General features: G+C 46.5%; 27 protein-coding genes. 12 read left to right on the top strand and 15 right to left on the bottom strand.

Annotation, left to right across the window (positions count from 1 at the left end):
• Positions 1-9: 9 nt before the first annotated feature.
• Entirely contained in the window at positions 10-315 is a 306-nt protein-coding gene (locus HCJ96_RS16360) for a DUF2798 domain-containing protein (protein ID WP_211162804.1), read from the top strand.
• Positions 316-334: 19 nt separating this feature from the next.
• Here the strand turns inward: HCJ96_RS16360 and HCJ96_RS11330 are convergent, their stop codons facing one another.
• From HCJ96_RS11330 to glyQ, 3 genes are read right to left on the bottom strand one after another with little or no spacing between them, the layout of a single operon-like run.
• Complete coding sequence (locus HCJ96_RS11330; RefSeq protein ID WP_169211184.1) at positions 335-778, bottom strand: hypothetical protein; 444 nt, start codon at positions 776-778, stop codon at positions 335-337.
• Positions 779-793: 15 nt separating this feature from the next.
• On the bottom strand, positions 794-2866 hold the full coding sequence (glyS, locus tag HCJ96_RS11325; protein WP_169211183.1) for a glycine--tRNA ligase subunit beta: 2073 nt from the start codon (positions 2864-2866) through the stop codon (positions 794-796).
• Between the two features lie 2 nt (positions 2867-2868).
• On the bottom strand, positions 2869-3774 hold the full coding sequence (gene glyQ, locus HCJ96_RS11320; RefSeq protein WP_169211182.1) for a glycine--tRNA ligase subunit alpha: 906 nt from the start codon (positions 3772-3774) through the stop codon (positions 2869-2871).
• Between the two features lie 122 nt (positions 3775-3896).
• Here glyQ and HCJ96_RS11315 point away from each other — a divergent pair, with 122 nt between their 5' ends.
• On the top strand, positions 3897-4484 hold the full coding sequence (locus HCJ96_RS11315; RefSeq protein ID WP_169211181.1) for a DNA-3-methyladenine glycosylase I: 588 nt from the start codon (positions 3897-3899) through the stop codon (positions 4482-4484).
• Here the strand turns inward: HCJ96_RS11315 and HCJ96_RS11310 are convergent.
• The 4 genes from HCJ96_RS11310 to HCJ96_RS11295 all read right to left on the bottom strand — a co-directional run bounded on the left by HCJ96_RS11310 (position 4481) and on the right by HCJ96_RS11295 (position 7185).
• On the bottom strand, positions 4481-4930 hold the full coding sequence (locus HCJ96_RS11310; RefSeq protein ID WP_169211513.1) for a DUF2489 domain-containing protein: 450 nt from the start codon (positions 4928-4930) through the stop codon (positions 4481-4483). The genes HCJ96_RS11315 and HCJ96_RS11310 overlap by 4 nt on opposite strands.
• Before the next feature lie 9 nt (positions 4931-4939).
• Positions 4940-5431: a Der GTPase-activating protein YihI gene (yihI, locus tag HCJ96_RS11305; protein ID WP_169211180.1), complete on the bottom strand. Its 492-nt coding sequence runs from the start codon at positions 5429-5431 to the stop codon at positions 4940-4942.
• A gap of 130 nt (positions 5432-5561) precedes the next feature.
• Positions 5562-6203, bottom strand: coding sequence for a class I SAM-dependent methyltransferase (locus HCJ96_RS11300; protein WP_169211179.1), 642 nt, complete (start codon positions 6201-6203; stop codon positions 5562-5564).
• 358 nt (positions 6204-6561) lie between these two features.
• Complete coding sequence (locus tag HCJ96_RS11295) at positions 6562-7185, bottom strand: c-type cytochrome (RefSeq protein ID WP_169211178.1); 624 nt, start codon at positions 7183-7185, stop codon at positions 6562-6564.
• 179 nt (positions 7186-7364) lie between these two features.
• Between HCJ96_RS11295 and yihA the strand changes: the two genes are divergently transcribed.
• Positions 7365-7973, top strand: a complete 609-nt coding sequence (gene yihA / locus HCJ96_RS11290; protein WP_169211177.1) for a ribosome biogenesis GTP-binding protein YihA/YsxC — start codon at positions 7365-7367, stop codon at positions 7971-7973.
• Positions 7974-8870: 897 nt separating this feature from the next.
• Here yihA and polA read toward each other — a convergent pair.
• A complete protein-coding gene (gene polA / locus HCJ96_RS11285; RefSeq protein ID WP_169211176.1) occupies positions 8871-11624 on the bottom strand; it encodes a DNA polymerase I in 2754 nt (917 codons plus the stop codon).
• 410 nt (positions 11625-12034) lie between these two features.
• Here polA and elbB point away from each other — a divergent pair, with 410 nt between their 5' ends.
• The gene (gene elbB / locus HCJ96_RS11280) at positions 12035-12688 is read left to right on the top strand and encodes an isoprenoid biosynthesis glyoxalase ElbB (RefSeq protein WP_169211175.1); all 654 of its coding nucleotides are present in this window, start codon (positions 12035-12037) and stop codon (positions 12686-12688) included.
• A gap of 135 nt (positions 12689-12823) precedes the next feature.
• Positions 12824-14275 carry a TrkH family potassium uptake protein gene (locus HCJ96_RS11275; protein WP_169211174.1) on the top strand — a complete coding sequence of 484 codons (1452 nt, stop codon included), beginning with the start codon at positions 12824-12826 and terminating at the stop codon, positions 14273-14275.
• 11 nt (positions 14276-14286) lie between these two features.
• Here HCJ96_RS11275 and trkA read toward each other — a convergent pair whose 3' ends face one another.
• Genes trkA through def form a run of 4 tightly spaced genes read right to left on the bottom strand, consistent with a single transcriptional unit; the run spans position 14287 to position 18485 of the window.
• Positions 14287-15666 carry a Trk system potassium transporter TrkA gene (trkA, locus tag HCJ96_RS11270; protein WP_169211173.1) on the bottom strand — a complete coding sequence of 460 codons (1380 nt, stop codon included), beginning with the start codon at positions 15664-15666 and terminating at the stop codon, positions 14287-14289.
• Between the two features lie 25 nt (positions 15667-15691).
• On the bottom strand, positions 15692-17014 hold the full coding sequence (rsmB, locus tag HCJ96_RS11265; protein ID WP_169211172.1) for a 16S rRNA (cytosine(967)-C(5))-methyltransferase RsmB: 1323 nt from the start codon (positions 17012-17014) through the stop codon (positions 15692-15694).
• Positions 17014-17967: a methionyl-tRNA formyltransferase gene (gene fmt / locus HCJ96_RS11260; RefSeq protein ID WP_169211171.1), complete on the bottom strand. Its 954-nt coding sequence runs from the start codon at positions 17965-17967 to the stop codon at positions 17014-17016. Before fmt ends, rsmB begins: the two co-directional genes overlap by 1 nt.
• A gap of 8 nt (positions 17968-17975) precedes the next feature.
• A complete protein-coding gene (def, locus tag HCJ96_RS11255; RefSeq protein WP_169211170.1) occupies positions 17976-18485 on the bottom strand; it encodes a peptide deformylase in 510 nt (169 codons plus the stop codon).
• A 229-nt stretch (positions 18486-18714) separates the two neighbouring features.
• On the opposite strand from def, the gene HCJ96_RS11250 reads away from it, so the two are divergent.
• From HCJ96_RS11250 to hemF, 6 genes are read left to right on the top strand one after another with little or no spacing between them, the layout of a single operon-like run.
• A complete protein-coding gene (locus tag HCJ96_RS11250; RefSeq protein WP_169211169.1) occupies positions 18715-19797 on the top strand; it encodes a LysM peptidoglycan-binding domain-containing protein in 1083 nt (360 codons plus the stop codon).
• Positions 19798-19844: 47 nt separating this feature from the next.
• Entirely contained in the window at positions 19845-21005 is a 1161-nt protein-coding gene (dprA, locus tag HCJ96_RS11245; protein ID WP_169211168.1) for a DNA-processing protein DprA, read from the top strand.
• Positions 20977-21453: a DUF494 family protein gene (locus tag HCJ96_RS11240; RefSeq protein ID WP_169211167.1), complete on the top strand. Its 477-nt coding sequence runs from the start codon at positions 20977-20979 to the stop codon at positions 21451-21453. The genes dprA and HCJ96_RS11240 overlap by 29 nt, the downstream gene beginning before the upstream one ends.
• A gap of 26 nt (positions 21454-21479) precedes the next feature.
• On the top strand, positions 21480-22028 hold the full coding sequence (locus tag HCJ96_RS11235) for a DNA topoisomerase family protein (RefSeq protein WP_169211166.1): 549 nt from the start codon (positions 21480-21482) through the stop codon (positions 22026-22028).
• 50 nt (positions 22029-22078) lie between these two features.
• The gene (gene tsaC / locus HCJ96_RS11230; protein ID WP_169211165.1) at positions 22079-22636 is read left to right on the top strand and encodes an L-threonylcarbamoyladenylate synthase type 1 TsaC; all 558 of its coding nucleotides are present in this window, start codon (positions 22079-22081) and stop codon (positions 22634-22636) included.
• Complete coding sequence (hemF, locus tag HCJ96_RS11225; RefSeq protein WP_425483741.1) at positions 22636-23574, top strand: oxygen-dependent coproporphyrinogen oxidase; 939 nt, start codon at positions 22636-22638, stop codon at positions 23572-23574. The genes tsaC and hemF overlap by 1 nt, the downstream gene beginning before the upstream one ends.
• 3 nt (positions 23575-23577) lie before the next feature.
• Here hemF and HCJ96_RS11220 read toward each other — a convergent pair whose 3' ends face one another.
• Entirely contained in the window at positions 23578-23988 is a 411-nt protein-coding gene (locus HCJ96_RS11220) for a group II truncated hemoglobin (RefSeq protein ID WP_169211164.1), read from the bottom strand.
• Here HCJ96_RS11220 and aroE point away from each other — a divergent pair.
• The gene (gene aroE / locus HCJ96_RS11215) at positions 23987-24796 is read left to right on the top strand and encodes a shikimate dehydrogenase (protein WP_169211163.1); all 810 of its coding nucleotides are present in this window, start codon (positions 23987-23989) and stop codon (positions 24794-24796) included. The genes HCJ96_RS11220 and aroE overlap by 2 nt on opposite strands.
• 9 nt (positions 24797-24805) lie before the next feature.
• Here the strand turns inward: aroE and HCJ96_RS11210 are convergent, their stop codons facing one another.
• Together HCJ96_RS11210 and HCJ96_RS16205 are read right to left on the bottom strand one after the other, a co-directional pair.
• Positions 24806-25342 carry a gamma carbonic anhydrase family protein gene (locus HCJ96_RS11210; RefSeq protein WP_169211162.1) on the bottom strand — a complete coding sequence of 179 codons (537 nt, stop codon included), beginning with the start codon at positions 25340-25342 and terminating at the stop codon, positions 24806-24808.
• Between the two features lie 133 nt (positions 25343-25475).
• Positions 25476-25661, bottom strand: a 186-nt coding sequence (locus HCJ96_RS16205; RefSeq protein ID WP_211162803.1) for a hypothetical protein, incomplete at its 5' end; no start/stop codon positions are given.

Raw genomic sequence — 25661 nt, 5'->3', positions numbered from 1 at the left:
GGTATTCAGGTGGCAGTTTCGCTGCGGTTGCTTTACTCTTTGGACGGTATTTTTGTCGAGCTACACGTGAGGTTGTGCTTGCTCAATTTAGATAAGTTTTGTTATGCCTATTGCATGTCACTGCTCCTGTCTACCTTGATGTCAGGGTGGGTGACGTTCATTAATATTGGCTGGGTAGACGGTTTAGGTGTCGCGTGGCTGAAAGCGTTTTTGTTAGCTTGGCCTGCCGCATTTGTGATTTCACTGTTTATGGGGAAACCGGTCGGTAAGATCTCAGTAAAACTCAGTCAGCTGATAAGACGCTGCAAGTCGTGAATGACAGCGCAAAGCCCTGTCACTTTACCTGCACCACACTTAAGGTCAGCTCATCGCTATCAGTCTCGTTGATGATAAAGCGGTACGTGCCATCATCAGACGGCGTAAATTGTAAAGTCTGTGCATTTGCGCCGCAGGTCAGATAAAGGGTACTGCGTGTAGAAACAATCTGACCAGCATAGCTGCCACCACACGTTTGTGAGGGACTCCAATACTGGTTAGAAAACTTGAAATCATTGGGTTGGCCATCTGCAATGAGCTCAACATCAACCACGCCTTGTTGACCTTTGATCTGAACGCGATGATTTTGCTTGGCTTCCCACCAATTAAATACACCGCGGACGTATAGCTCATCCAGCGCGATACGTTCATCACTGCCTTGAGAAGGAAGTTGATTACCCGACTGTGTAGCACAGCCGGATAACGTTAACAGTGCAATGATCCCAAGTGTTCGTAGCGTCACAATTACCCTTAAATATCAGTTTTTGGCTAACAACGAAATATCCGCCGTTACCATGAAGAGTTCACGTAGCATAAACAACAATGCCAGACGGTTATCTCTTACGGCAATGTCGTCAGTCATGACCATTACATTATCAAAAAAATCATCAATACTTGCACGTAACTGAGCTAAACGGGTCAGCACAGTAGTGTAATCGTGTTGATCAATTGCTGCCGCGAGTTCAGATTTGGCCGAGGTTAATTCCCGATAAAGGGTCTGTTCTGACGATTCTGCCAGTAGATCAGGGTCTATCTTGCCGGCCGACTCAACATGCTGTTTCGCTAGAATATTTGCTACGCGTTTGTTCGCTGCTGCCAGCGCTTCGGCTGCTTCCAGCGCTTTGAACGTGCTGACCGCATGTATTCGCGCGACAAAGTCAGTGGGTTGAGTGGGGCGACGAGCGCTGACTGCCTGAATGACATCAATGCTTACCCCCTGATCCTGCAACAGGGCATTGAAGCGACCCAGCACAAAGTCGACAACCTGCTGATGACAGTCGTGATTGGTTAGCTTATCAGCATAGATAGCCACCGCTTTGTTGACCAAATCGTCAAGATCCAAAGGCAATTTCAGCTCACTGATGATACGCAGCAAACCGATGGCTGCCCGGCGTAAGGCAAACGGATCTTTATCACCCTTTGGCAGTTGACCGATGCCGAAGATACCCACCAGAGTATCCATCTTGTCGGCCAGCGCGACTGCGGCACTTACCGGATGTGCTGGTAATTCATCACCAGCAAAGCGTGGCAGGTATTGTTCATACAGCGCATTGGCGACTTCTTTAGGTTCATTGTCATACAGGGCGTAGTACTTACCCATGACGCCCTGAACATCAGGAAATTCCATTACCATGTTGGTCATCAGGTCGGCTTTGGCCAATTCACCCGCACGATAGGCAAGTTTTTCATCCGCCTTGATGTGGCTGGCAATATAGGCTGACAACTCGGCAATGCGCAACGATTTGTCTTTTAACGTACCCAGTTGCTTCTGAAACAATACCGAACTTAAGCTTTCCAGACGACTTTCCAGCGTCTGCTTTTTATCTGCGTTAAAGAAAAACTCGGCATCAGCTAAACGTGGACGTATGACCTTTTCATTGCCACTGATGACCTGAGCGGGATCACGACTTTCAATATTACTGACAAATAAGAACTGGTTGCTTAACTGACCGTCCTGTTTTAGCAACGGTACGTACTTCTGATCGTCTTTCATTGTATAAATCAGCGCTTCTTTGGGCACCTGCAGGAATGAGGTGTCGAAAGAGGCGGTAAGTACTACCGGCCATTCTACTAGTGACGCGATTTCTTCCAGCAGCGACTCATCATAGTCTGCCTTCAGATTCAATTGCTCTGCGGCTTTCTCCAGCTCTTGCTGAACCAATTGAGTACGCTCAGCAAAATCGGCTATAACATATTGCTTTTTCATGACCGCCAGGTAGTCATCTGCATGGGCAACCGTGACTCCCGCCTCACCTTGAAAACGATGGCCATTAATTTGATTGTTGCTGTTTAAACCCAACGCATTTACTTTGATAATGTCACTGCCAAACAGCACACACAGGGTATGTACCGGGCGAATAAACTGGGTAGAGTAGCTTCCCCAACGCATGGGTTTCGGGATCGGCAATTTAGACAATGCCTGAGTCAAAATTCCTTCAAGCAGTTGCTCAATGGATTGTCCGGGCTGATGAGCTTTGTGCAGTAACCATTCGCCCTTATCGGTAACCAGACGTTCGGCTTCACTGATTTCAATACCATTACCGCGTGCCCAACCTAATGCGGCTTTCGTCGGCTCACCGTTTTGGTCAAATGCTGCACTTACTGCAGGGCCGCGTTTTTCAACCGTCTTATCCTGCTGGGTTGCGTCCAGCTGTTTTACTGCCACGGCTAATCGACGCGGTGCTGCAAACCATTCAATCGCTGCAAAGGCCAGCTCAGCGTTGTTCAGACCGGCTTGAATATTGTCTGCAAAACTTGTTGCCAGAGTTTTGAGCGCTTTAGGTGGCAGTTCTTCGGTGCCTAATTCAATAAGAAGATTATCTTTGCGCACGATTACAACTCCTTCTTACACAACGGAAAGCCCAACTCTTCACGGGCCTGGTAATAACTTTCTGCACACGCTTTGGCGAGTGTGCGCACGCGCAGAATGTAGCGCTGGCGTTCAGTCACTGAAATGGCGTGGCGGGCATCTAACAAATTAAATGCGTGAGAGGCTTTCATCACCTGCTCGTAAGCGGGAAGAGGCAAGTTCTTTTCAATTGATAACTGACTGGCGGCTTCACACTCATCAAAAGTTCTGAACAATACGTCTACATTGGCATGCTCGAAATTGTAAGTCGATTGCTCGACTTCATTCTGGTGAAATACATCACCATAAGTCACTTTGCCTAACGGGCCATCAGTCCACACCAGGTCATAGATGCTGTCAACGCCCTGCACATACATGGCAAGACGTTCAAGACCATAGGTGATTTCTCCGGTTACCGGCTTACATTCAAGTCCGCCGACCTGTTGAAAATAGGTAAATTGAGTCACTTCCATGCCATTTAGCCAGACTTCCCAGCCTAAACCCCAGGCGCCCAGGGTAGGAGACTCCCAGTTATCTTCGACAAAGCGAATATCATGCACGAGCGGGTCAAACCCCAGTTCTCTGAGTGAGCCCAAATACAGCTCCTGAATATTATCGGGAGAGGGCTTCAGCATGACCTGAAATTGGTAGTAATGCTGTAAGCGATTTGGGTTTTCGCCATAACGGCCATCGGTAGGACGGCGGCAAGGTTGCACGTAGGCACTGCTAATGGGCTCGGGTCCAAGAGAGCGCAAAAATGTCATGGGGTGAAACGTACCCGCGCCCACTTCCATATCCAACGGCTGAATGATGACACAGCCTTGTCGGGCCCAGTAATCCTGCAACGCCAGAATTAACCCCTGAAAGGTTTTTATATCGAAATTGTGCATTCTCTTTATAACCACGTGCTTCAGTGACAAATTAAAGGTCGCCTAGTATACAGATTGTAAGTCTATGAATGTAGGCTTTAGCGGGTTAAAGTCGGCTTAAACATAAAATAAAGGCAAAAACTATGACTGGTTTTAAACCAAATCGATGTGCCTGGGTGACAGATGACCCACTTTATCAACAGTATCATGACGAAGTATGGGGCAGACCGGAACGGAATGAAGACGCATTGTTTGCTAAACTTTGCCTGGACGGTCAGCAAGCAGGGTTATCGTGGATAACTATTTTACGTAAACAAAAGAATTATGAAGAGGCTTTTTGCCAATTTGACGCAGAAAAAATTGTGCGTATGCCTCAGGCTGAGCGCGCAAAGCTAATTAAAAATCCAGGAATCATTCGAAACCGACTTAAAATCGACTCAATTTTTAAAAATGCGCACGCTTATTTAGCCATTAAGGAGCAGCAGTCGTTTACTGATTTTATCTGGCAATTTACGGATGGCAGAACGGAGATTAACCAATGGAGCAAAATAAGTGAGGTGCCGGTAAGCACCGAAGCCTCCAAACAAATGGCCAAGGCATTGAAAAAAGCAGGTTTTACTTTCGTCGGTGAAACGATTTGTTATGCATTTATGCAGGCAGTGGGTATGGTGAATGACCATACTACCGACTGCCATTGCTATACAGCGGTGTGCAAAGAGGCAATCCGTTAGAGCGTGTTGCAGTATGCCTGAAGTGCCGGTAGTTCCTTCAATACGGCTGTCTCATAGTCTGCTTCGATTTGCTCGCGGGCCACATCCTGGCGCATTCGCTCTGACTTAGGCAGTTTCGCTCTGGCATCTAAAATCGCAAATCCGCTGACTTTATGAAAAAATTCATATAGCTTCGGGTATTGTTCACTGTAGTCGGGTGGGGACGCAGAAGGCAATGCTTCCAACAGGTTACACAATCTGATTGCCCCTTCAGACAATTCGCACTGTTGCTGCAGCATGGCCTTCACTATCACCTGAATACTTTCAACAATTTTTGCTGTGCGCTTGTCTCTGGCCAATTGGTGGCGCTGATTTTGTTGCTTCAGCTGATACAATAGACGACCTGCATAGAAACCTAATGCTAAAATTATTATTACGCCAGCAATGGCCAATCCTATCCACATCATCAATTACCGTTAATCCTTAAAATCATCAATATTGAGGCGTTCAATGTTATCCAACGGTGAGGTCTCGTCCTCATCAGCTGATTCTTCGTCGCTGATACCCAGCAGATCACACAGAACTCGATGTCGGGCCATTTTTTCATTCACGTACTGTTGTTCGCTGGCTGTTAATTTGTCGCCGTTCTCAGCCTTATCCAGCAGCATCGCCAGACGATCATCAGCCTCTATTTCAGCCAGTTCCTGCGTCGGCGTTGCATAACGACGCTTCTCAGCTTGCGTAGGCTTAGCAATTAACGGGATGGGTTTTTTGCTACCAATTCTGGGATCATTCGCTGTTTTTTTCTGATTCGGGTTATTGCCTGTTGATTCAACATTATGTCTACTTCCGGCCGGCTTACCGGTAGATTTCTTTACCCGCTTAGGCCCTTTAGGCGGACGTGGTGCATTGGGGTCTTTACGTACACCAATCAAACCTACTTTTCTTGACTTCTTCTTACGCGGCATCGTTATTACTGTTCCACTTAATTTTTTGCACATTAAATATGAACGCTATTATAGCGGTGTTTTAGCATTAACGTGCGGTTGTTTTCAATTTTTAAAGCAAACCACACACGGTATGCATGATCAGCTTTACTCAATTTTTTTGCATGAAGACAATGTCGTTACTGACCAATCTCAGTGAGTACCCCCAGGACTGCGCAATAAAGGCAAACGTTTTATCGCTGAAAAAACTGACATGGGTGGGATCGTTTTTATAATGCCAGTTGGCAAAACGCGTTTTATCGATCACTCGCTTAGTCATAATTGCAAGGTATCCCTTGCGTTTTAGCAATCGATTCAACAAATCAAGTTCGTTTCGCGGTTGGTGAAAATGCTCGATAGCTTCAGTACAGGTTATAAAATCGTAATTACCTTCCAGCGCGCTTTCGTCGGGCTCAAAGAACGGATCATACACGGTCATTTGATGCCCGGCTTCGTCGAGAAGTTGAGCGAGCACAGGGGAGGGGCCGCAACCAAAATCCAGACCGCGCTGCTGGGGCGCAAGTATAGAAAGTAGTGGAATGGCCAGCCGGGATAAAAAGTTTTTGTAACCGTCATCGTCTGCATTGTTTTCGTGCAGCTGATATTCGCTGAGTTCGGCGGATGTTGAGGGTAACGCAGTTTTTTCCACAAACACCAGATCACAATGTTGGCATTTCCAGTAAGCGCGTTTCTTGTCTTTGTAATAAAAATCAGTATTGTCGGTTTCGCAAAGGGGGCAGGTATGAGTCGACATTAAAATTAGTAAAGTCCCAAAAGAAAAAAAGGCGATAGCCTGAACTATCACCTTGTTTGTATGAGTGCCTGATGACACCTCTCCCGTTATCGCACCTCTGTGTGCTAGTTAGCTTCCTGCTAAGCTCTACTTTTTATTGTTATTTACAGAGCGTTTTTTCTTGTTGTTATGGGTCTTCCTGACGCTTTATCGCGTCGTCCTTGCATTTATATTATTATTGTTATGTATTCCCCTGAGGCCACTTTATAGTTTTATTTTGCGTGGTCATCAAAAGTTAGGCTGTAGAATACAGGACCAATTTTAAATTTCAACTACTTTTATTACAATTATTTAACAAATCAATGAATTTAGTAGAAATTTAGTGTAATCCAGCAATGTAATTGGCCAGAATAGTCATGTCTTCATCGGTTAATTTTTGAGCAATGTCGCGCATCATGCCATTCATGTCATTATTTCGCGCGCCTTTACGAAACGCCTTAAGTTGGTCAATTGTATAGGCAGCATGTTGCCCACTGATATCTGGGAAGCCGGCCAATTGCATGCCATTTCCGCTCGGCCCATGACAGGCAATACATGCAGTAATGCCGCGCTCTTCATCGCCACCACGGTAAAGTGCCGCGCCTGGTTCGATATACTCTTCTGGGGTTGCTCCCGGGGTAGCCTCCTGGCTAGCAAAATACGCTGCCAGATCTTCCAGATCCTGTTCAGACAAATTGGCAACCTGAGCGGTCATGATTGCACTATTACGGCCCTCTTCTCCGCCAGTCTTCGCTGCTAATTTAAACTCTTTTAACTGTTTTAAAAGATAATTTTCATGCTGGCCTGCAATCTTAGGATTCGCCTCAATCATACTGTTACCATCCGGGCCATGGCACGCGGCGCATGTAGTAGATTTTTCTTTTCCTGCTGTTGCATCACCTTCGGCGACGGCTGCGCCACTTAGCATGAATGTCATTCCAATCAGCAAACACAGTTTTTTCATAATTTATCTCTGTAATTGTTCCAACGACTCGCGTGGTATACGTGATATCATGGCTATTTTACACATTTAATGCGTTAGAAAAACCTATTCCATGATAAAACTATGGTTTTTCGCCATTTTTATCGCAATATCCTGTCATCCAGGAAATTATTGCGCAACTAAAATTTGAGCTAAGATACATGACGTACTATACAAAAGCGAAATTTTTAACCAGTGCACCAGACATTAAACACCTTAATGATGAGGGTGGTCTCGAGGTTGCCTTTGCAGGTCGTTCTAATGCGGGTAAATCCAGTGCGCTGAACACCCTGACTCGACAGAGAAACCTTGCCCGTACCAGTAAAACGCCTGGCAGGACGCAGTTGATTAATGTGTTCGAATTGGACGAGCAACGTCGATTGGTAGACTTACCAGGCTATGGCTATGCGCAGGTTCCCATTGCAATGAAAAAGAAATGGCAGGCATCGCTGGGGGAATATCTGCAGAAACGCACGTGTCTGAAAGGGCTGGTGGTACTGATGGATATTCGCCACCCATTTAAAGACCTCGACCAGGATTTGATTCACTGGGCAGTGAGCGCAAATTTACCGGTGTTGGCGCTATTAACCAAATCGGACAAGCTTAAATCGGGTAAACGCAAAGCACAGCTGTTGATGGCAAGAGAAGCGGCATTAGCGTTTTGTGGTGACGTTACGGTCAATACATTTTCTGCATTAAATAAACAGGGCCTGCCAGAGTTGGAACAAATTCTGGATAAATGGTTGGCGTTAGATACTGCAGAAAAATAATTATCAATCTTTTTCGTTATTTACCCGCTGACCCTGCCCGGTGGCGGGGTGCTACACTGAGAAAACACGCAATTTAAAAGTTGAGTCTTTGCCACGATGCTGCTGTAAAATGCTAAAAAGAAAGCTTTTGTCTTGTTGAAAAGCGATGAGCGATAAATAGAAAGTAAGGCGGCTATTGTCGGGCCAACCGGGCGGTACTGAGACCACAAGTTCATCGGCTGAACACAATCTCGTCGCCTCATTCCACTCAAATCGGGCTGTATTTTAATGAACGTCTAAGTGAGGGAGACTGGAAGAATCAAACGTGCTTCCTTCTGTAACCACTTTACCGAATGCCGGCCCCTCATCGTGCCTGTCAGCGAGTGACTGAGCACTGCAAATCCAAATTCCCGTTATTGCCAGTGACCAGACAAACAAAACACAGAGGCTTGGAGGTAATCGAAAACTATTCATTTAATTCAGATGGGAGCACAACTTTTTTATCCAGGCACGTACATCCACTTTGTATAAAAATGGAAAGATCAGAAATAACCTCTGGACAAAAAAAAGCCCCGTCAAAGCGGGGCGTAACACAAAGAGAACACACATTTAAACCGTTAATTCAGAGCATGCGATTACGCATTAGTTCAAATTTTTTTGCTTTTTAAATAAATGTTTTCAGCATTAGGAGGAGCATAGACAGCAAGCGATGCGAGTAAATTACTTCACGCATAAAAAAACCCCGGTCAAACGACCGGGGCCAAATCAAAGGAATGAAAACAGTGTTTTCACCTCTGTACCCTACGCAAATGAGAGTACTTAAAAGGCGATGGATTAGCAAGTATTTTTTGTAATTAAATTACTAAAAATTGGCTATTGCGAATATAAATACCGTAAATGTTGTAACCTAATTACGTTTTAGTGAGCTTCATCCCAGTTATTGCCGACCCCTGCTTCCACTTCAAGCGGTACAGACAGCGTAGCGGCTTGTTCCATTAATTGTTGAATTCGTTGACTGTGCTTTTCTACACTTTGTTCTTTTATTTCAAAAACCAGTTCATCATGTACCTGCATCATCATAAACACTTCATCCCTGGCGTCCTTTGCGATCCATTCATCCACGGCAATCATGGCCAGTTTGATAATATCTGCAGCCGTGCCTTGCATGGGGGCATTAATTGCGGCGCGTTCAGCGCCTTTGCGTCGCGCACCATTGCTGGCTTTAATATCGGGTAAGTATAAGCGACGACCGAACACCGTTTCCACATAGCCCTTTTGTTTAGCGCTTTCCCGCGCTTCCTCCATGTAGGTACGTACCCCTGGATAGCGAGCAAAGTATAGATCCATGTATTCCTGCGCTTCGCCACGAGGAATGTTGAGTTGTCTGGCTAAACCAAATGCAGACATACCGTAAATTAAACCAAAGTTGATGGCTTTGGCGTTACGGCGTTGATTAGTGGTGACGTCTGCTAATTTCACATTAAACACTTCTGCTGCAGTGGCGCTGTGAATATCTATGCCTTCTGAAAACGCAGTCAATAAGCCTTTATCTTTTGACAGGTGTGCCATAATACGCAACTCAATTTGCGAGTAATCGGCGGCAACAATTTTATAGCCTTCACGCGGCACAAATGCCTGACGTACCCGACGACCTTCTTCGGTACGAATAGGGATGTTCTGCAAATTGGGGTCGGTGGATGATAGTCGCCCGGTCGCGGCTACGGCCTGATGGTAAGAAGTATGCACGCGCCCGGAGCGATGATCGATCATCTTAGGCAACTTATCGGTATAGGTATTTTTAAGCTTGGTTAAACCACGGTACTCCATGATCAGTTTAGGTATCGTATAGTCCAGGGCCAGTTCCTGTAGCACTTCTTCAGAGGTGGAAGGTGCTCCCTTGGGGGTTTTTTTTATAATTGGCAGTTCCTTCTTTTCAAACAGAATCTGCTGCAATTGTTTGGTGGAGCCTAAATTAAATTCTTCGCCCGCCTCTTCATGTACCTGTTTCTCAAGCTCCATTATGCGCTTGGCCAAATCCTGACTTTGCTGATTAAGTTGCTGACTATCGATGCGCACCCCAAGCTGCTCCATGCGCGCCAACACATTGGCAACCGGCATTTCGATGTCCAGTAACAGTGTTTTAAGCGGTTCGATTTGCTCGAGTTTGGCCCATAAAACTTGATGTAATAGAAAGGTCACTTCGGCGTCTTCAGCGGCATATGGGGCTGCCTTTTCAATCTCGATCTGATTGAACGTAAGTTGTTTGGCACCTTTGCCGGCGATATCTTCAAACTTTACTGTTTGGTGACTTAAGTAAGCCAGTGACAGCGAATCCATGTCGTGGCGTGTTGCTGTGCTATTCAGCACATACGATTCCAACATGGTATCAAAGGCAATGCCGTTAAGTTCGATGTCGTAATTAGCCAGCACATGCTTATCGTATTTGAGGTGCTGACCTATCTTTTTGGACGTGTCGCTTTCCAGCAGCGGTTTGAATTTCTTCAATACCAACTCTCGGGACAGCTGCTCGGGTGCATCCATATAGTCATGTGCAAGCGGTAAATAAGCCGCTTCCCCCGGACCTGTGCAAAAAGACATGCCAACTAATTCCGCTTCTTTGTAATTAAGACTGGTGGTTTCAGTATCAAACGCCCACAGCGGCGCTTGTTTGAGTTTATCCAGCCATTTGTCCAGCTCGGCTTCGGTGAAAATAGTTTCGTACTGGCTATGATCAATACTGATGGTTGATGTTGACTCCGGTGCAGCTTGTTCAATTTCTTCTGCGGTCGCTTCAGATGACACTTCTTGTAACCAGCGCTTAAACTCGTACTCTGTATATAATGTAGTGAGCTTGGCATTATCGGCTTCGGTGGGCGTGAGCTCCTCCGGTGCGACGTCAAGTTCCACGTCGGTTTTAATCGTCGCCAGTTGGTAAGAAATCCGCGCTTGCTCTTCATGCTCCTGCATTTTAGCCGCCATGGTTTTGCTACCACGGAAACTCAATTCGGCCAGCTTATCCAGATTTTCATAAATAGTACTGATGCCGCCAATACCATTGAGCATGGCTTGTGCACTTTTATCGCCAACGCCGGGTACGCCCGGAATGTTGTCGACCTTGTCGCCTTTAAGGGCAAGAAAATCAATGATGAGTTCTGGCGGAACGCCAAATTTTTCATTTACACCGGAAATATCCATGACTTGATTGGTCATGGTATTGATCAGAGTGACATGCTCGTTGACCAACTGCGCCATGTCTTTATCACCGGTGCTGATAAGGGTATTGATACCTGCCTCGGACGCTTGTCTGGCAAGCGTACCAATGACATCATCTGCTTCAACTCCTTCTTCAATGATAATAGGCAATCCCATTGCACGAATAATTTCGTGTAACGGCGCTATCTGACTGCCTAGCTCCTGTGGCATGGGCGGACGGTTGGCCTTGTAATCAGCATACATCTCATCACGAAAGGTTTTACCTTTCGCGTCGAATACCACTGCAATGTGGGTGGGGTGATATTGTTTCAACAAACTTTTGAGCATGTTGATCACGCCGTAAATTGCACCCGTATCCTGTCCTTTAGAGTTTGTTAGGGGCGGCAAGCCATGAAACGCTCTAAATAGATAAGACGAACCATCAACGAGAATGAAGGGTGGGGTAGTTTGTTTTGGCATGCTGAATACGCTTTTAGCTTAAATCGGTGAATTGTGGAAGAGGATGCCACATGCATCTGCACTTCGCCAGATGAGGATAAAAAGATTATTAACAAAGTTGTGGATAACTCTGTGTTAAAAACTTATGAAGAAAGTTTTACATGCGCATAAGCCTCAGGAGTGAAAACCCTGAAGTCAGCGTGAGATAAGGCATAAACGGCTAAAAACAAGAACCTTATTTTTATTATTTTAATTTGTTTGGTTGTGGATAACTTGGCGAGCTTTATTTTTATCATTACCAAGTTAGCGAAGTAATGTAGCATAACCAAATCAAAATCCTAACAGGTATTTTGATATTTTTTTTGTTCAGACAAGGTTGAAAATTGAACAAAATTGCATAAGTCTGAAAATCCGAGGCCTTGGAGGGTGATATGAAAAAAGTGGCGGTAATTTTAAGCGGGTGCGGTGTGTTTGATGGGGCAGAAGTCCATGAAGCCGTACTGTCGTTGTTGGCCATCAGGCAGCATGGCGCAGCATACCAGTGTTTTGCGCCAGATAAAGTGCAGTTACATGTAATTGATCATCTGACGGGTAATGAAGACAACAGCCAGTCGCGTAATGTGCTGGTGGAATCTGCCCGAATTGCTCGCGGAGAAATTAAACCGGTGAGCGAATTAAATGTGGAAGAGTTTGATGCGCTGATTGTACCTGGCGGTTTCGGTGCGGCGAAAAATCTATGTACATTTGCTAATGATGGCGCAGACAGTAAAGTAGATGAAGATGTTGCTGTAGCCTGTAAAAAGTTTGCCGACAGTAAAAAACCTGCAGGCTATGCGTGTATCGCACCGGCCCTGGCGGCGTCGATATATGGTAATCAAGTTAAACTAACCATTGGTACAGATGAAGCTACGGCAGAGGGGATTAATGCATTGGGTGCCAAGCATGTTAACTGTCCGGTTGAAGAAATAATTATCGACAGTGACGCTAAACTGGTGACGACGCCGGCATATATGCTGGCTCAAGATATTTTAGAAGCACACAAAGGCATTAATAAAATGGTGCAGACAGTGCTAGGTATGGCCTGAGCATAATTGGCAAAGAAAAGATGCTTTTTCTTTGCCTCCATAAAGGTAACCAAGCATAATGTAAAATCAGGTGGTAAAATTACTAACCAACACAATCTAACTGCCCGATAAATCAAAGAAAAATAAGGCAAAAACATGCACTATCGTGCGATAGTACGAATTCTAGGACTGCTGGTCGCGCTATTTAGCGTCACAATGATTCCGCCTGCGGTGGTATCAGTCATCTATCAAGATGGCAGTGGTCTGCCTTTTATTCTTACTTTTATCATGTGTGTAGTGACCGGTTTAGGGTTCTGGTATCCGCAGCGGGCTCATCGACGTGACCTGCGTGCGAAGGAAGGCTTCCTGATTGTGGTGCTGTTCTGGACCGTTCTGGCCAGTTTTGGAGCAATTCCCTTTATCCTGTTAAACCAACCGTCGATGACGGTGACCGACGCGTTTTTTGAGTCGTTTTCGGGTTTAACAACCACCGGGGCCACAGTGATTGAAGGGATTGAGTTCCTACCTCATTCGGTGCAGTTCTACCGTCAGCAGTTACAATGGCTCGGTGGCATGGGGATCATTGTATTAGCAGTCGCCATCCTGCCTATTTTAGGGGTAGGGGGCATGCAGCTGTATCGCGCCGAAACCCCTGGCCCAGTCAAAGACTCAAAGATGACGCCGCGCATCGCGGACACAGCTAAACACCTCTGGTACATATACCTGTCGCTGACCATTGCCTGTACATTAGCCTATTGGTTTGCTGGCATGGGCTGGTTTGACGCGATTTGCCATGCGTTTTCGACCATAGCCATAGGTGGCTTTTCAACCCATGATGCCAGCCTTGGCTACTTTGACAGCCCAATGGTCAATGTGGTTTGTTCGGTGTTTTTATTAATAGCAGCGCTAAATTTCTCATTGCACTATGCCGCCGCCGCCACCCGCTCAACCAAAGGTTATTTTAAAGACCCGGAATTCAAAGCCTTCTTCGTCATTCAGGCCTCAATTATATTGATATGTTTTCTGGTACTGGTTCTCACTGGCTTCTATACCAATGCGGAAGAGGCGCTGGATCAGGCGATGATTCAGGCTATCTCTATCAGCACAACAGCGGGTTTCGCCACAACCGACTTTTCTGCCTGGCCAGCGTTTCTGCCCATTCTACTGATCTTTGCCTCGTTCATCGGCGGTTGTGCTGGTTCGACCGGTGGTGGTCTAAAAGTAATTCGGGTATTTTTGCTATTTCTGCAGGGAAAACGTGAAATCGACCGTCTGATCCACCCTAAGGCGGTATATTCAGTAAAATTGGGCGAACGAGCGATGCCAGATAAGGTGGTGGAAGCCGTGTGGGGGTTCTTCTCAGCCTACGCCATTGTGTTTGTTGTGATCATGATCGGTATGATAGCTACCGGTTTGGACAATCTCTCCGCGTTTACTGCCACGGCCGCCACGTTGAATAATCTTGGCCCAGGTCTGGGCAGTGTATCGGTCACCTACGCGGATGTAAGTGATGGGGGTAAGTGGCTACTGGTGATGGCGATGCTATTTGGGCGGTTAGAAATCTTCTCGCTACTGGTGCTTTTCTCGCCCACATTCTGGCGTAGTTAACAGCGGTACGTTTAGCCAAAAAAGAACGCGCTGGGCTGGAACAGTTTCTCCACATCACCAATATATTTTTTATCCACCAGAAAAAGGATAACGTGGTCGTTAGCCTGAATCACAGTGTCACTATGTGCAATGATCACCTGTTCATCGCGAACGATAGCACCAATTGTGGTGCCTGGCGGTAGACGCACATCGCCTATCTGTTTACCTACTACCTTTGACGTGTTTTCATCACCATGGGCAATCGCTTCAATGGCTTCAGCCGCACCACGCCGCAATGAATATACGTTGACGATATCACCGCGACGGATGTGGGTAAGCAGTGCCGAAATGGTAGCCTGCTGTGGTGAGAATGCAATGTCAATTTCGCCGCCCTGGACCAGATCCACATAAGCGCCACGCTGGATAAGCACCATGGCCTTCTGTGCTCCCATCCGTTTTGCCAGCATGGCGGACATGATATTGGCTTCATCGTCATTGGTCACCGCGATGAAAGCATCGACACGATCGATACCTTCTTCGGTGAGCAGTTCAGGATCGGACGCATCACCACAAAAAACGATGGTTTTATCTAAATGGGCGGAAAGATACTGCGCGCGTTCGGCGCTGTATTCGATAAGCTTAACATTGTGTTTATGCTCAAGACGTTTGGCTAAACCCGCACCAATTAAGCCGCCGCCCGCAATCATTATGCGTTTATAGCTGGATTCGAGCTTTTGCAGTTCGCTCATTACCGCACGAATGTGTTTTGTTGCGGCAATAAAGAAAACTTCATCATCAGCCTCGATAACCGTGGTGCCTAGAGGTCTGATAGGTTTACCGCGACGATAAATGGCCGCCACACGGGTTTCCACATTCGGCATATGCTCTTTTAATGCCGACAGAGCATGACCTACCAGCAAGCCACCGTAATAGGCTTTTACGGCCACCAGACTGGCTTTGCCTTCAGCAAATTCAACCACCTGCAACGCGCCAGGGTAATCAATCAGACGTTTGATAGAGGTGGTTACCAGTTGCTCCGGAGCGATAATGTGATCGACCGGAATGTTCTGCTGCTTGTAAAGCTGCTCCTGATAGATAATGTATTGTTCGCTGCGCACACGCGCAATTTTAGTCGGCGTTTTAAATAAACTATATGCCACCTGACAAGCCAGCATGTTGCTCTCGTCGCTGTTAGTAACGGCGATCAGCATATCGGCATCTTCTGCGCCAGCTTTGCGCAGCACATCGGGGTGCGAACCCACTCCGTTGACAACCTGCAAGTCTAATCGATCCTGTAGTGTGCGTAATTTGCCGGGGTCAGAATCAATCACCGTGATTTCATTTTTTTCACCTACCAGATTTTCAGCAAGTGTCCCACCGACCTGTCCCGCACCAAGAATGATTATTTTCATTTTATTTAGTCAACACCCAGTTCATTCACGACGCCGACTTTACTAGCCGCGCATAGTAGAAACCATCCATTTGTTGTTCGCCAGGCAGGATTTGTCTGCCTGGTAACGTGATGGTTTCGTTATCATTTATTGGCTCTAACTTAGCATCATTGTGGCTCGCCAGAAAACGTGAAATTTGCTCGCGGTTCTCCTGCGGTAGAATTGAGCAGGTTGCATACAGCAAGGTTCCGCCAGTTTTTAGCAGTGGCCATAACTTTTCTAACATTGTTTGCTGGAGGATACACAAAGCCTCAATATCTCTGGCTTTGCGTAGCCAGCGAATATCCGGATGCCGACGAATGACCCCAGTGGCTGAGCAAGGTGCATCGAGCAAAATACGATCAAATTCGATGCCATCCCACCACGTGTGTATGTCCAGTGCATCAGCCTCCAGCACGGTAACCTCATGCTGCAAGCGTTGCATATTTTCCGTTAACCGTGCCAAGCGGGAAGGCTCGTTATCAAGCGCAATACATTCTGATAACGCAGGCTGCAACTCCACGATATGGCTTGTCTTGCCGCCAGGCGCAGCACAACAATCTAAGATACGCTCGCCCGCCTGCGGATTCAGTAATCGCGCAGCATATTGGGCGGCCCCATCCTGAACTGAAAACCAGCCTTCACCATAGCCGGGCAGAGAGGGGATATCAGTACGAGACTGTAGTATCACCGCATCGGCGTGTTGCTCTGACAACTGGTATTTAACCTGTTGTTCATCAAGACGCTGGATGAAGGCGGTGCGCGTAATTTGTTGCTGATTGACACGAAGCCAGATAGGCGCAACGGTATTCGTTTGCGCAACAATTTCAGCCACCTCTGTCTCTGTGTAGTGTGATTGCAGGACATTAACGATCCATTTAGGTAGTCCGCTGGCAATTACCGGATCGTCAGATAACTGCTGTGCCATATTTTCACGTTGAAAGCGCCTCAGAATAGCATTGACCAATCCTTTCAAACCGTGGCAGCCTAATGTGGAACAGGCATTCACGGTTTCCGATACCGCCGCATGCGCCGATACCCGGCTAAATGCAATCTGATACAGTCCCAGCAGCAGAAGATGCTCAACAATTTTGCTTTTGCCCTTAAGCGGTTTTTCCAACAATTCACGCAGCCACAACTGCAATTGGGGTAACTGTCGCATAACGCCCATGGTCATTTCCTGCAACCAGGCACTATCCTTGGCTGAATGACGACGTTGCGCAGCGTTAAGACATTCACGGGAAGATTTACCGGCTTCCAGAATCTGATAGATAACCCAGGCTGCGTCTGCCCGGAGGTCTTTTTGTCTCGGCAGGGGGTGCTTACTCATTATTCATTGTCACTGCTAAGAACGCTTCCCTTATGAAACCAGTCGCCGCGTGCATTAAGTACATCGGCAGCCGGTAGCGGTCGCTTGCCAGGTAACTGTAGCTGGGTAATGACCAGTAGATCAGTGCCAGTCTGCACTGCGATGCCATTTTTATCAGCGCGCACAATAGTGCCTGGTGTAACGTTAGCACTTGAGGCTTCCACAGTTGCCTGCCATACCTTCAGATTGTTATTTTGAAGCTGCATCCACGCCACAGGCCATGGATTGAACGCACGAATGTTGCGTGCTATCTGCTCGGCCGAGTCGTGCCAGTTAATGCGAGCTTCTTCTTTTGATAGTTTTTTGGCATACGTGGCGTGTGCACTGTTTTGCGGTTCAGGGGTCAGGCGTTCAAGCTGGGCCAGCACATTTAACAGTGCTTTGGGACCCAACTCAGCCAACTTGCTGTATAAACTGGCGCTGGTCTCATCTGCGGCAATAGACACAGTGGCGACATCAAGAATATCGCCAGTATCCAACCCTTCATCCATTTGCATTATAGTAACGCCCGTTTCGGCGTCACCGGCCCAGATTGCTCGCTGAATTGGCGCCGCGCCGCGCCAATTCGGGAGGATAGAGCCGTGTACATTCAGGCAGCCCAGTCGCGGCATATCCAGTACTGACTTGGGTAAAATCAATCCATAGGCAACCACTACCATGATGTCAGCTTCAATCCCAGCTAGCGTGTCTTGCACCTTTTGATCGCGCAGACTTTCGGGTTGGTAGACCGGAATGTCATGCGCTAACGCGAGCTTCTTAACTTCGCTGGGGCTGAGCTTTTTGCCGCGGCCGGCAGGACGGTCTGGCTGGGTGTACACTGCAACGACCTGGTGGTCAGATTTAATTAAGGCATCTAAATGCCTGGCGGCGAAATCAGGAGTTCCCGCGAAAATAATTTTTTTTGCTATGGTCACGTCGACTCTTATGCTCGTGCTGCTAAACGGGCTTCTTTCTCAAGCTTTTTACGAATGCGTTGACGTTTTAACGGCGATAAATAATCGACAAATAATACGCCTTTTAAATGGTCAAGCTCATGTTGTATACAAATTGCAAACAAGCCCGAGGCTTCAAGCTCAAACGCTTCGCCTTTCTCATTCATCGCCTTAACCCTTACCGATTCGGCGCGGTCTACTTTGGCGTAATTACCGGGCACAGATAAACAGCCTTCTTCGCTGGTTACTTTGCCTTGTTTGTCGATAATTTCAGGATTGATGAAGACATGCGGTGAATCCTGATCTTCAGATACATCCATTACTACGACCTGAACATGACGATCAACCTGCGTTGCTGCCAAGCCAATGCCATTTTCTTCTTTCATGGTTTCAAACATGTCTGCAACAAACTGTTGCAGTTCGTCATCAAATTTTTCTACCGGTTTTGCGACAGTGCGCAAGCGTTCATCCGGAAAGCTTAATACTTCTAGAGTGGCCATAATCTCACTTGTAGTCTATCCAGTGCAGACAGCCTCACGAGATACTGTATAAATTCATATACGATCTCATTGCCAGCACTATTTACACCTATTAATAGCGTACTATTCTAACGTATATCCATACCTACGTGCATTTTTTTGTTTTGGCTTTATGGGTATAGTATCGATAACCTATACACTGATGTGATGCGGCAACAGCGCAGATAAAAAGGAAAGGGGCAACAGACACATGATTTTTGTTAGAAAACTATTAAGTAAAGGTATTTACCTGCTTACTGTGTTAACAATTGTTGCCACAGGTTTTTCGGTAGCGCAAGAAGTCGATTTAAAGCCGACAGCCCCGAAAACCTACACTGTAAAGAAAAATGACACCCTGTGGGATATTGCCAGTATCTTTTTGGAAAAACCCTGGTTATGGCCCGAACTTTGGCGCAAGAATACGCAAATTACCAACCCCCATCTAATTTACCCTGGTGACGTGCTGACAATTCGCTATGTTGACGGACAGCCGGTGTTAGAGGTCGCCCGCAATAAAAAGCAGCTCACATTAACGCCCACTACGGTCACAGAAACCAAGCCACTTCCAATCAGTGTGTTGCCTTGGTCTGCCATCGCGACCTACGTGAATCAAAACGAATTACTGCCTGAAGAAAGCTACTCCCGCTTGCCTTACCTATTGGGCAACCAGGAAGGGGAAATGCGTTTTGTAGAGGGCGATTTGGTGCTTAGTCGTAAAATGGGCCGTCCTGAAGATCAGTATCGCGTGATTAGAAAGCAAAGTACCATTAAAGACTTCGAAGGCAACGTACTTGGCATTCAGGTTCACCATGTGGCTGACGCTACCATGGTGGAAGACAAAGCCGCTGAACAGTGGCTGGTGAAAGTAGATGGCTCAAATTTTGAGGCACAACGAGGAGATAAGCTTTACGCGGGGGAATTTACCAATGCGAAAGATCTGGCGTTGACAGCAGCAACCAGCCAACGAGGCAACATTGTAGGTAATCTGCACGAGCACTCACTCACCGGTAAACATGATGTAGTCATTGTTGATATTGGCAGTGAGCAAATTGCGTCCGGTACCGTAATGGGCATTTACATGCAGGGCCCTGATATTATCGATAGTGAGTCGCCACGTTATAGCAGCGAAAGCAATGTTGTCAAAAGTGTGTTTGAAGATGGCTCAACCGTTAAGCAGCCTGCGTTGAAAGTAGGTGAGTTGATCATTTTTAAAACGTTTGAAAAAGCCAGTTATGGCATCATCACTCGGGCACGTGATCGTGTGCAGCAAGGCGCAATCGTCGCTAATCCTTAGTTGCGTATGTGTTATGCCCTGACTGATTAATCTCATAGGGGCTGCAGATGAAACAGAGTATCAAGGACCAGCAAGCGGTAGTTAAGTGGTTGGCCTTATCCACTATAAAAGGCGTGACTCCGCGCGAATGGTTGCAACTGATCACGCAAAATGCATTGACACTCGAGCAGTTATTTAGTGGCGAATGGTGTGCTGCTGCGACGACATCAAAAACGCTTCCTCACCAGCTGGCCACGCTTATCGCGTCTGCTGATAAGGGTTGTATAGAGCACAGCCTTAACTGGCAATCCGCTGCAGAGTCCCACCGTTTGATCAGCATCGAATGCGCGTCTTACCCAGCGATGCTAAAGCAATTAAGTTCACCGCCATTAGTGTTATTTGTGCAAGGTGATCACCACACGTTGGCGAACCCCTCTATCGCTATTGTAGGAAGCCGGCGGTGCACCCATGGGGGAAAACAAATCGCCCACGACTTTGCCTGGCAGCTAGCAGACCGAGGGTGGTCGGTAGTGAGCGGACTTGCTACTGGCATCGACGCCGCAGCGCATAACGGGGCCATGCTCGGGCACGCCAACACCATAGCAGTTACCGGTACCGGCCCTGATAAAGTCTACCCAGCCCGTCATCGGGAGTTACACGAAAATATTCTGGCATCCGGTGGTGCGGTCGTATCTGAGTTCTGGCCGGGTACGCCACCCAGGGCTGCGCACTTCCCCAGACGAAATCGAATCATTGCTGCAATGTCAGCAGGAACCCTGGTAATTGAAGCAGCAATTAAGAGTGGGACCTTGATAACTGCAAATTTAGCCATAGATCTGGGGCGAGAGGTATTTGCTGTACCCGGTAACATCAATAATTTTACTTCAGAAGGTTGTCATTATTTAATCCAACAAGGTGCAAAACTTGTATTTAAGGTTGAAGACATTATCGAAGAGTTTTCTTCATTGCCTGTACAATTCACCTTGAAGTGTGTCGATGAGCAACAAAAAAGTCGACCTGAAAACTTGGCAACCGATGAATTATTAGATAGTGTGGACTTTGATGTTACAGCTGTAGACGTTATTGCCGAACGCAACAAGTTGTCAGTTTCAGAGGTATTGGCAACCCTTATAGAATATGAATTGCGGGGTTGTGTAGCAGCCGTACCCGGCGGCTACATCAAATTGAGGGGTAAAAAAAATGTTCGACATCCTCATGTATCTATTTGAAAACTTTATTCACAGCGAAACGGAAATTCGCGTTGATCAGGATGAATTAACGGAAGAACTAGTCCGTGCTGGCTTTCATCACGACGAAATTTATAAGGCATTGGCATGGCTTGAAAAACTGGCTGCCTTGCAAGAAACGGATATAAAACCGTATTTTTGTAAAAATATTAACTCCAGTCTGAGTCGAATTTATACCCATGAAGAACAGATGCGACTGGATATTGAATGTCGAGGTTTCTTGCTGTTTCTAGAGCAGGTAGGAGTATTGGACGCTTCTACACGGGAGATGGTTATTGACCGGGTGATGGAAATTGATTCGAACGAATTCTGCCTGGAAGATATGAAGTGGGTTGTGTTGATGGTCCTCTTTAACGTCCCAGGTAAAGAAAACGCGTACGCGCAGATGGAAGATTTGTTGTTTGATGAATCAGACGGCACGCTACATTAATTTCTACCATTAACTGGTTATGGTAAATGTCAAAAATTGACCTCTCGTTGTTTAGCGCTGAGGAACATGCGCTGGACGACTCACTTGGTCCTTGCCCTGAATGTGGCAAGGCGCTGCATATCAAAAATAGTAAGTCTGGTCCGTTTGTCGGATGCTCTGGATTCCCTGATTGTCATTTCAGCAAGCCTTTGCATGACAATCAAACGACAACCTTAACTGCAATTGATGGCTCTGTATGCCCCTCGTGCGGTGAAGGATTAGCGGTGAAGAAAGGCCGTTACGGCATGTTCGTTGGCTGTTCAGGATTTCCTGACTGTCAACATATCGCCCCGCTAAAACAAAAAACCGACACCACGGTATCTTGTCCACAATGTCATAATGGTAAAATGTCCGAGCGAACCAACAAGTATGGTAAACGCTTCTATTCTTGCGATCGGTACCCCAAATGTCGGTATGTGGTAAACTGGCCGCCGGTGGCGGGGACGTGTCCAAACTGCGGTTGGTCCATGTTAATCGATAAAAAAGGTGTAGTTTGCTGTCCTCAACCCAAGTGTGACTTTAAACAGCCAAACTAAATTCGGCTTACACCATTAATTTCAATGTATTCTTTTCCAGGTAGTTCAACATGAATGAAACACAGCGTGCTGAATTCAAGCAGGCATTTGATGACGGTAAGCTGGTGGTTTACCCCACTGAAGCGGTAATGGGTATTGGTTGTGATCCTGACAATTATGATGCAGTGAATGCATTATTGGCGTTGAAGGCAAGACCGATAGAAAAGGGAATGATCTTAATTGCAGATACCTATTCTCGCCTATTGCCCTACGTAAACGACAGCCTCGTCCCTCTTGATATGCGTCCGAGTATTTTTTCGTCTTGGCCTGGCCCGATCACATGGCTGCTACCCAAGTCGGCGAATGCACCTGACTGGATAACCGGTGGTCAGGAAAAAATTGCAGTAAGAGTGTCTAACCACCCCGTTGTTATTGAGTTGTGTCGACTGGTTGAGAAGCCTCTCGTTTCAACCAGTGCTAATCCTTCAGGTGAAGCGCCGGCGAGAACCCTGGATGAAGCGCACCAGTATTTCGGTAGCCAGTTGCATTACGTGGCGGGCGCAACTGGAGGGTACAGTTCCCCATCGACTATTCGTGATTGTACAACGGGAAATATAATAAGAGCGTAATGATGACCCCATTAAATGATATTGAAGAACTTGCTCATCCGGAAAAAGCTATCCAGCGTGTTCAATCCTATTTGCAGTCATTACAAAATAACATATGTTCTGCTTTAGAAGACGAAGATGGCAAAGCGAGGTTTGTCGAAGACAACTGGCAGCGCGAACAGGGCGGTGGCGGGATCACCCGTGTGATGAAGGATGGCAACATCATTGAACAGGGTGGCGTTAACTATTCATACGTGTTTGGCGATGCCATGCCAGCATCGGCTACGGCATCGCGACCCGAACTGGCGGGCAGAAGCTTCAAAGCCATGGGGGTATCGTTAGTCATTCATCCACATAACCCTTACATACCTACCTCCCACGCCAATGTGCGTTTTTTCATAGCTGAAAAACCGGGCGAAAAGCCAATCTGGTGGTTTGGTGGCGGGTTTGATTTGACTCCGTTTTATCCTTTTGAAGAAGATGTCAGGCATTGGCATCAGGTAGCTAAGAATGCCTGCGCACCATTTGGTGAATCCACCTATCACGATTACAAAAAATGGTGTGATGAATATTTTTACCTCAAACATCGTGATGAAACGCGTGGAGTAGGTGGGCTGTTTTTTGACGACCTTAATCAAATGGGGTTTGAACAGTCGTTTGCTTTTACGCAAGCTGTGGGCGACGGCTTCACTGAGGCCTATCTGCCGATTGTAAAACGACGCAAAGCGATGTCTTACGGTGATAAACAGCGTCAGTTTCAACTTTATCGTCGCGGTCGTTACGTAGAATTTAATCTAGTGTATGACCGGGGCACGCTGTTTGGTTTGCAAACCGGTGGTCGCACAGAATCAATATTAATGTCGATGCCACCGCTGGCACGATGGGAATACTGTCATTCTGCTGAAAAGGGCAGTGATGAAGCGGCATTGGAAGAATGGTTAAAGCCTAAAGAGTGGTAATTATCAGGCTTCGCTATTTACCATGTGCTCAGCCAGTTGGTTAAGTGACGTCAGGAGCTGGTTGGCAAGCACTTTGTCAGCTACATGCTCGAACATCGCCTTTCGCATACAATACATCCACTGTTCTTTAAGCGCAGGTGTAACTGTAAACGGCAGATGGCGAGCGCGTAATCGGGGGTGACCAAATTGTTTGGCGTAGGTGTCTGGACCGCCCAGCCACATGGTGAGATACAGAGCAAATACTTCACGAATTCGCGCTAATGGCTTAGGATGTATTGCCATCAGGTCAGCGGCTAACGGATCTGACTCCATGATGTCATAAAACGTCGATGCAATGGCGTTTGTCGTGACTTGCCCCCCTATCGCGTCATACGGCGTAGCGGGTTTCTTTTTGAGAGAGCGAAAAAAATTCATGAAAAAACTAGCAGTATTTGGAAATCCGGTTGCACATAGTTTATCACCAACTATACACCAGATGTTTGCCAAATCTTGCGGCGAAATCATTTCGTATACAAAGATTGAATGTGCTCCTGCAAGCTTCGCGCAATCGATAAGCGATTTTTTCTTAGATCCGCAGGCAGTGGGTTGTAATATCACTATGCCGTTCAAACAAGAAGCCTACAGGTTAACGCAGGCTCACTGTGATCCCTATGCTGAATACGCCGAAGCCGTTAACACGCTTTTTTACAATGAAAAGTTGTGTGGATACAATACTGACGGGATAGGATTAGTAAGTGATTTGATTGCACAGGTAAGCTCGCTTCAAGGCTCGTCAGTTCTGTTAATCGGCGCCGGTGGAGCTGCCAGAGGAGTTGTGGTACCGCTGCTGGATGCGGGGGTGAAAGAACTCTATATCAGTAACCGCACTGGTGAAAAAGCACAACGATTGGTTGAACAATTCTCCCGAAATGAAGTGCAAGCAATCTTAACGGATGAGCTGACTAGCAAAAAATTCGATGTGGTTGTGAATTGCACCTCGGCGAGCCTGCACAATCAGTTACCGGATTTGGGCAGGTTAAATTTAGGAAATTGTGAACTTGTCTACGACATGGTTTACGGTAGTCAACCTACCGTATTTATGGATTATGCATCCACAAACGGTGCACCTAGGGTATCCGATGGTTTAGGAATGTTAGTCGGACAAGCTGCAGAAGCCTTTTATGTCTGGACCGGAAAACGACCCGACACCGCAGAGGTACAGGTCGCTCTAAGAACTGGCTAGCTTTTATTTCTATGAGTCGCTTTTCAAATAATCGTTCTTCAGTTCAACATAGTTGATAGCCGACTGTTTTAAAAAATTGATTTCGGCTTCCTTCAAGGGCCGTTTCTTTTGCATAGGATTACCTACATACAAATAACCGCTTTGTAATCTTTTGTTGGGTGGTACAAGTGTCCCAGCGCCTATAAACACATCATCTTCTACAACCACATTGTCCATAATAATGGCACCCATGCCGACCAGGATGCGATTACCCAGTTTACAACCATGCAGCATGCATTTATGACCGATGGTAACATCTTCACCAATCTCTAACGGATAACCCTCAGGGTTTGCAGGGGTTTTGCGGGTAACATGCAACACCGTACCATCCTGAACATTCGATCGTGCACCTATTGTAATTTTGTTAACGTCGCCACGTGCAGCCACAAACGGCCATATACTGACATCATCGGCCAGAATGACATCGCCAGCGATAAGTGCCAGCTCATCGATATATACGTTATCACCCAAATGAGGGGTAATAGATTGATACTGTCTAATAGTCATATAAAAACACACTCTTAAAGAATTAGTTAAACTATACCTGCAGAAAACGTGCAGAAATAGAGCTGATAGTCTATAAAGTAATCGGTTAAACGTATTTTGACAGTTTTTTTGAAATAACTGTTGACGCAGAGATTTAAATCCCTACAATGCGCATCCGCTTCGACAGGAAAGTCAAAAAGACGACCTGGTACGAAAAGGCGAAAGCCTTATCAGAAGCGGTTTTCAGCGAGACCTTTGAGAAAATAATTTCAAAAACATGTTGACACTGAAAACCAAACGCGTAGAATGCGCGTCCCGCTTCGGGGAGAACCTGAAGCAA

Origin of the sequence: Alteromonas ponticola (assembly GCF_012911815.1) — a bacterium.
Taxonomy (GTDB): Bacteria; Pseudomonadota; Gammaproteobacteria; order Enterobacterales; family Alteromonadaceae; genus Alteromonas; species Alteromonas ponticola.
Note: the sequence above shows the minus strand (reverse complement) of the source record. Positions and strands in the feature narration are given on the sequence as shown.

What these genes read in the sequence shown, in the direction of transcription:
- glyQ (WP_169211182.1), bottom strand. Translation starts at nt 3,774, where the DNA reads ATGCACAATTTCGATATAAAAACCTTTCAGGGGTTAATTCTGGCGTTG.
- HCJ96_RS11315 (WP_169211181.1), top strand. Translation starts at nt 3,897, where the DNA reads ATGACTGGTTTTAAACCAAATCGATGTGCCTGGGTGACAGATGACCCA.
- HCJ96_RS11310 (WP_169211513.1), bottom strand. Translation starts at nt 4,930, where the DNA reads ATGATGTGGATAGGATTGGCCATTGCTGGCGTAATAATAATTTTAGCA.
- yihI (WP_169211180.1), bottom strand. Translation starts at nt 5,431, where the DNA reads ATGCCGCGTAAGAAGAAGTCAAGAAAAGTAGGTTTGATTGGTGTACGT.
- HCJ96_RS11300 (WP_169211179.1), bottom strand. Translation starts at nt 6,203, where the DNA reads ATGTCGACTCATACCTGCCCCCTTTGCGAAACCGACAATACTGATTTT.
- HCJ96_RS11295 (WP_169211178.1), bottom strand. Translation starts at nt 7,185, where the DNA reads ATGAAAAAACTGTGTTTGCTGATTGGAATGACATTCATGCTAAGTGGC.
- yihA (WP_169211177.1), top strand. Translation starts at nt 7,365, where the DNA reads ATGACGTACTATACAAAAGCGAAATTTTTAACCAGTGCACCAGACATT.
- polA (WP_169211176.1), bottom strand. Translation starts at nt 11,624, where the DNA reads ATGCCAAAACAAACTACCCCACCCTTCATTCTCGTTGATGGTTCGTCT.
- elbB (WP_169211175.1), top strand. Translation starts at nt 12,035, where the DNA reads ATGAAAAAAGTGGCGGTAATTTTAAGCGGGTGCGGTGTGTTTGATGGG.
- HCJ96_RS11275 (WP_169211174.1), top strand. Translation starts at nt 12,824, where the DNA reads ATGCACTATCGTGCGATAGTACGAATTCTAGGACTGCTGGTCGCGCTA.
- trkA (WP_169211173.1), bottom strand. Translation starts at nt 15,666, where the DNA reads ATGAAAATAATCATTCTTGGTGCGGGACAGGTCGGTGGGACACTTGCT.
- rsmB (WP_169211172.1), bottom strand. Translation starts at nt 17,014, where the DNA reads ATGAGTAAGCACCCCCTGCCGAGACAAAAAGACCTCCGGGCAGACGCA.
- def (WP_169211170.1), bottom strand. Translation starts at nt 18,485, where the DNA reads ATGGCCACTCTAGAAGTATTAAGCTTTCCGGATGAACGCTTGCGCACT.
- HCJ96_RS11250 (WP_169211169.1), top strand. Translation starts at nt 18,715, where the DNA reads ATGATTTTTGTTAGAAAACTATTAAGTAAAGGTATTTACCTGCTTACT.
- dprA (WP_169211168.1), top strand. Translation starts at nt 19,845, where the DNA reads ATGAAACAGAGTATCAAGGACCAGCAAGCGGTAGTTAAGTGGTTGGCC.
- HCJ96_RS11240 (WP_169211167.1), top strand. Translation starts at nt 20,977, where the DNA reads ATGTTCGACATCCTCATGTATCTATTTGAAAACTTTATTCACAGCGAA.
- HCJ96_RS11235 (WP_169211166.1), top strand. Translation starts at nt 21,480, where the DNA reads ATGTCAAAAATTGACCTCTCGTTGTTTAGCGCTGAGGAACATGCGCTG.
- tsaC (WP_169211165.1), top strand. Translation starts at nt 22,079, where the DNA reads ATGAATGAAACACAGCGTGCTGAATTCAAGCAGGCATTTGATGACGGT.
- hemF (WP_425483741.1), top strand. Translation starts at nt 22,636, where the DNA reads ATGATGACCCCATTAAATGATATTGAAGAACTTGCTCATCCGGAAAAA.
- aroE (WP_169211163.1), top strand. Translation starts at nt 23,987, where the DNA reads ATGAAAAAACTAGCAGTATTTGGAAATCCGGTTGCACATAGTTTATCA.
- HCJ96_RS11220 (WP_169211164.1), bottom strand. Translation starts at nt 23,988, where the DNA reads ATGAATTTTTTTCGCTCTCTCAAAAAGAAACCCGCTACGCCGTATGAC.
- HCJ96_RS11210 (WP_169211162.1), bottom strand. Translation starts at nt 25,342, where the DNA reads ATGACTATTAGACAGTATCAATCTATTACCCCTCATTTGGGTGATAAC.